Source organism: Pseudomonas sp. rhizo66 (assembly GCF_031931925.1).
Taxonomy (GTDB): Bacteria; Pseudomonadota; Gammaproteobacteria; order Pseudomonadales; family Pseudomonadaceae; genus Aquipseudomonas.
The window spans coordinates 1-4,897 of the sequence record NZ_JAUJWZ010000042.1 but is presented as its reverse complement, the minus strand read 5'-3'; the positions used below and the strand labels follow the sequence as shown (position 1 = coordinate 4,897).

Annotated in this window: 3 protein-coding genes and 1 pseudogene; 1 reads left to right on the top strand and 3 read right to left on the bottom strand. The window is 52.5% G+C overall.

The window, feature by feature from the left end; genetic code table 11:
- The first annotated feature begins 100 nt into the window (after positions 1–100).
- Positions 101–1,093, top strand: coding sequence for a formylglycine-generating enzyme family protein (locus tag QZR14_RS27840; RefSeq protein ID WP_311998302.1), 993 nt, complete (start codon positions 101–103; stop codon positions 1,091–1,093).
- Positions 1,094–1,129: 36 nt separating this feature from the next.
- Here the strand turns inward: QZR14_RS27840 and QZR14_RS27835 are convergent, their stop codons facing one another.
- From QZR14_RS27835 to QZR14_RS27825, 3 genes and pseudogenes are all read right to left on the bottom strand, one after another.
- The gene (locus QZR14_RS27835) at positions 1,130–3,622 is read right to left on the bottom strand and encodes a LysM peptidoglycan-binding domain-containing protein (RefSeq protein ID WP_311998301.1); all 2,493 of its coding nucleotides are present in this window, start codon (positions 3,620–3,622) and stop codon (positions 1,130–1,132) included.
- A gap of 18 nt (positions 3,623–3,640) precedes the next feature.
- Complete coding sequence (locus QZR14_RS27830) at positions 3,641–4,474, bottom strand: DUF4123 domain-containing protein (RefSeq protein ID WP_311998300.1); 834 nt, start codon at positions 4,472–4,474, stop codon at positions 3,641–3,643.
- Positions 4,471–4,897: pseudogene (locus tag QZR14_RS27825) on the bottom strand (type VI secretion system tip protein VgrG); the annotation flags it as partial. The gene QZR14_RS27830 and the pseudogene QZR14_RS27825, both read right to left, overlap by 4 nt.

The following is a 4,897-nucleotide window of genomic DNA, read 5'->3' as shown; positions in this document are numbered from 1 at the left end:
AGCCAGCTGGAAGTCGCTGCGGTGAATGATGGAGTGTTTTGTAGTCTTGGCGTGGGATGGTAAGGTTTAACATTTGACGCATCTTATAAGGATATTGCTCGTGTTTCGTCAGTTCGTGCTTGCCCTTCCTTTTATGACACTGCTGGTCGGTTGTGAAGCCGAATCTGGCGCTTTGCCAAGCAGTAAAAACCTGTCGCCGGAGAAGGTCGCGTCCATTGCGGCCACGGTCAAGGAGAAATATCCAGATATATCGGGCGAGTTGCGTGACAAGGTGCTCCAGACAGTTGTTCAGTCGATCGACAATATGGTGTTTGTCGAAGGTGGTCAGTTTGATATGGGCGACTTTGGCTGGATTTGTGAGTACGATGAAAAAGATGTTTGTACCTGGCCTTGTGGGCAGGAGCCGGAGCAACTCTGTAATATTAGTAGCAAAGGGAATGATGATTTTGTTCATCCGGTGAAGTTGAGCAGTTACTATCTCTCAAAGTATCAGGCTACGTTGGCAGATTTCGACCTTTTTTTCGTGGCTAACGGTAAACCTCTTTATGATGAAGAAGATCGAAAACGTGAAGATCTAAAAGAGCTTTACTTGTCTAATCTTCCAGCGCCAACTCAAAGCTGGCAGGAGGCAAAAGATTATTGCACGTGGATTGGATCTTTAAGCGGTTACGAAGTGGACTTGCCGACAGAGGCGCAGTGGGAATTCGCGGCCCGCAATCGTGGCCAGCACATCCTGTTTCCTACCGATACCGGAAGTCTTGATTTCGGTAAGAATTTCCCTTTTGAAAATGAAGAGGGGAATTTTCCAGTGAATCGCTTTGCACCAAATCCTTTGGGGTTATATGGAATGGCTGGTAATTCTACTGATTGGGTAAATGACTGGTACTCGGAAGACTATTACAAAATTTCTCCCATAGAAAATCCCCAAGGTCCGGTAACTGGCCAAAAAAAGGTCAGAAGAGGGTCTACAACGTTGGAAGCCCCTTTATCCGCAGCCCCCCTCGTCCGTCGCTGGCCAGAAGAGTTAGTGCAAAAATATCATTCAAGCGACACAAGTTTTAGGTGTGCAATTCAGTCCGGCAAGCCGCTTTAATAGTTCAAGATGAAGGCGTCTTCAGCGCCTTCATTTTTAAGCTATCCTGTCAAATAGCCCACTTCTCTGGGCTGCCAGTAATGTCTTTTCTTTTCTCCATGTCTGACCTGGTTGCCAAGCAATCAGTGCTGTTTTTTCAGGTGCTGTATCATTGTTGACTGCAAGTGATTTAGTAAATTTGTTGAATTGCAATTGTTCATGCCCGTCGAGCAGAGCGTTGATGCGATTCAGGCTATGCATTGCGTCAACTTTCTTTCCGTCGCTGGAACAGTGCTCTAATACATGAATGAAATGTCGCCAAGTGCGAATGTGAGAAAGTAAAAGTACTACGGCTTTTTCTTGCTCTTCTGCCCAGCTCTCTACAAAGCTTTCAGTCAGAAGGTAGATTGTCGGCCCGACTGTTTCTGGAGGTAAAAGGCTGATAGGGATACTTTTGCTATTCACCTTGATAGTTTTGTTTTTTAGTAGGTAAGCAGCGATATTCTGAGCTTCTTGCTTAGTTGCGATCCGCTTTTTCCACCAGAGCCTCATGTCGTTGGCATTGTCCGTAAATGCTTTACCTATGGTATCTCCGGGCTGGCTCATAATCTGAAAAAGGCCTCGCGCCATATATTTGAATGCGTCTTCAGTTACAGCTAGCTGGTAATGAAAGTCGGCTTTCGATAGAGCATTGCAGAACACATAGATCAAATCACCGATCTTCTCGATATCAATCGTTGTACCAAAACCACCACCTGCACCAGGCCCGAAAACCAAGCTGGCTTTGCAGTTTATTGCCAAACGGTTATCGGTAATTTCAATTCCAAAATCAAAACCCGCTCCAATACCCAGCGCCGCATTTCCCTCTGCCTTGATTTCGACCAGGCTCGACCAATCCGTACTGCCGCTGTCGTTTGCCTGTCCTGCGACGATTTTTCCGACCCCTTGTTTAGTTGAATCAAGCCACTTTAACGTGCCGGTAACAGTGCCGCCGCCTTGCACGCCGGCAAAGGCATTACCTTTAAGGCCAAGGCTGCCACCGCGTTTTTTGTCGACAGCAATGTCAGGCGTGCTGAGCAATGCGGTGGCACCAGACGCTTCAGCCTCTTTCGGTTTGTACTGTGCTTTGACGCCTGCCTGACCTTGCGCGGTGGCGCCAACGAAGCATGACAACTCCACTTTACCTTCGAGACGGAAGATGCCGATATTGCTGACGACTTCCTTGCCTTCGGCATTACGGTACGGCATTTGAACCACGTATCCACCCTGGTCGGGAAAGTAGCCCTTCATCGCTACGGAGCCTTCCGCCAATGAGATCGCTGCGCTGCCTTTGACGCCGACCTCGATATTGCCCTTCCCTGGCTCCCAACTGTTGATCCCGGCGCTGGCTGTTGCTGCAAAACGGAAGGCGTGAGCTTCAGCGGAGACTGCATAAATGGCCGAGTCCGCTTCGTTGGACGTCCAAGAACACTCTTTGTGCAGCGCATTGAGTAGGTTGTCTTCCTTGCTTGTCCATGAGGTGAGCTTGGCTTCCAGACTTCCGAGCGGGCTGGTTTTGCGGCCATCGGAAACAGCCGTCCGGATATCCTTGATCAGCGTTTTGGCAAGATTTTTATCGAACGGCTTGCCTTGCATCACTTCAGTAGGAACCTTGACGCTCCAGGCGAACTGCTCTCGAGAGAGTGACGAAATGTAGTGACGTCGGGTCGGGTCGCGGAAGGAAATGTATTCGACTGTGGTAATGCCGATCTTTACCTGCTTGCCCTTCTCCTGTCCCTTGCCATGCTTGACGTCCGGTGCGGCACTGTTGGCACTGGTGGAGCTGTCGCCGGCTTCGGCCTTGCCTTGCGCAGCTATCCGGGTACGCAGAGATTGAATCTCCGCATTTAGCTCGGCGACTTTTTTGTCTCGCAAGCCTTCCCAGTTGGTTTCCAGATAGTTGCCTTCAAAGGCCGGCTGGGGCGTGTAACGGTTATACCAATCGCGGGCCTTTTGCACGGTCGCCAGTTGGCCCTGCAGATCTTCCTTGCGCTCGATGACGGTTTTCGGTTTTGCCACCACGGGAGGGGAGCGCTGCAGCAGGCCGGCTTCTTCAGCCTTGGCGTTCCATACATCTTTCACGCAGCGCGTACAGGAGCAGCCGGCCTTGGGGTCTTTGATCTTTGCGCATTGGCTTACCTCGGTCGCCTTGGCCAGATTCTGGTGCAATTCGTCCATAAGCCTTTTGACGATGTCGCTTTGCTGTTTGAGCGCATTTGACTCTTTTTCCGTCAGTATGTAGAAGTGCTTTTCACCAGTGATATGGATGATATCGACCAGTTCGTCCTTGCACTCGACGGCACCTTTGACGGCCGTTGTGCTCTGGTTATCGGCGTGCTTGGGCGGTGGCAGGCTCTTGGCCGCAGGCAACTTCAACGCCCAACCGGTCTTGATGTGGTTGGGGTCGGTAATGATCGGATTCAGGGCCCGTAGATCAGCCACGGAGCATTTGTTGGCGGCGGCAATGCTGCCAAGAGTGTCGCCGCTCTTAACGGTGTAAGTGTTGCTCATTGCTCGTCGTCCTTGTGATTACAGACTTTCCAGTTGGGTCAGCTTGTCGCCCAGTGCAATATCGTCTCGGGCTAGCAGTTCTGCGTCGGGCGAGCGTGCCCAGAAGGTGTCGCCACGCATAATGGCCAAACGTAGCCAGCGTTCCTGATCGGCCATTTGCGCGTAGCCCATATCCTGACCTGCCAGCAGTTGTCGGTGGACGAAATCAACGGCGTCCTCCGGCGGCAGCGCGTCGCGGTAATCGTCGGCAAAACGGGTGGCGATGACTTTCAACCGACCCTGCTCGATGAGCGTCTGACGTTGCGGGCTTAAATACAGCCATGCCGGTTGCTGGACAACTGTTTCCGGACCGTGCGGCGCTTTGGCGTAATATCGCCAGCCGATTTCGTTTCGCCAAGCCAAGCCGTTGAACGGGCCGAGAAATTGCCTTCTTTCGGCTTCGTCGATGCTCAGCAGCAAGGGTTCCAGCCAGCGCGGATCAAAGAAACGCATCATCTGTTGCGGCTCATCATCGGTACGAACCGTCAATAGGCTGCGCCAGTGTTCGACGCCATGATCCAGAGACTCCGGGTTGCTCAGCCACGCGACACATCCAGCATCCGCGCGTTCCAGCAGAGCACCGATGAAGTCCGCGGCTGCACCTCTGTCTGGGCACAGGACTGCATAGGGGCCAGCAGGCTGAAGATCTGCATAAGGCGTTCCTGTGAACAGTGGTATGCAACTGGGTCGAGATTGCTCTTCACCCTGATACAAGTGGCTCAGCAGGTCCGGATCAAAGCTTCGATCCAGGATCAGGCACATCACACCCGTTGTTGCAGGCTGCTTGAAGGGTGATTCGATGGAAACGATCATGCAGACCCACCTGGTTGGTGAATTGGGCAGCAACCTGTTGCATCCAGATGACACGATGGCGTCGGCAGCAACACACCTGCTTTTGACTGTGCCTTGAATGAACCCAATGAAGGTTTTACAACCTGGCCGGCCTTGTCGGCGTCGGCTTGTTTCAGCACGCCGGGCATCAGCGGGGCGGCGCCCGTGCCGCTCCCCGGACTACCCCCGGAGTTCATATTGATCACCGGCCCGCTCATCGTCACACCACCAGCATCAATCTTGATAAAGCTGCCACCGCCGATCAGGGTCAGCTCTGCGCCTGCTTCCATCACCACTTTCATGCCGCTGCTGAGGTGGATTTCCTGGCCGGCGTCGATGAACTGGCCGGTGCCGATCTTGATGTGCTGATTCACACCGACGGTGAGGTGATCATTGGCGCGGGTG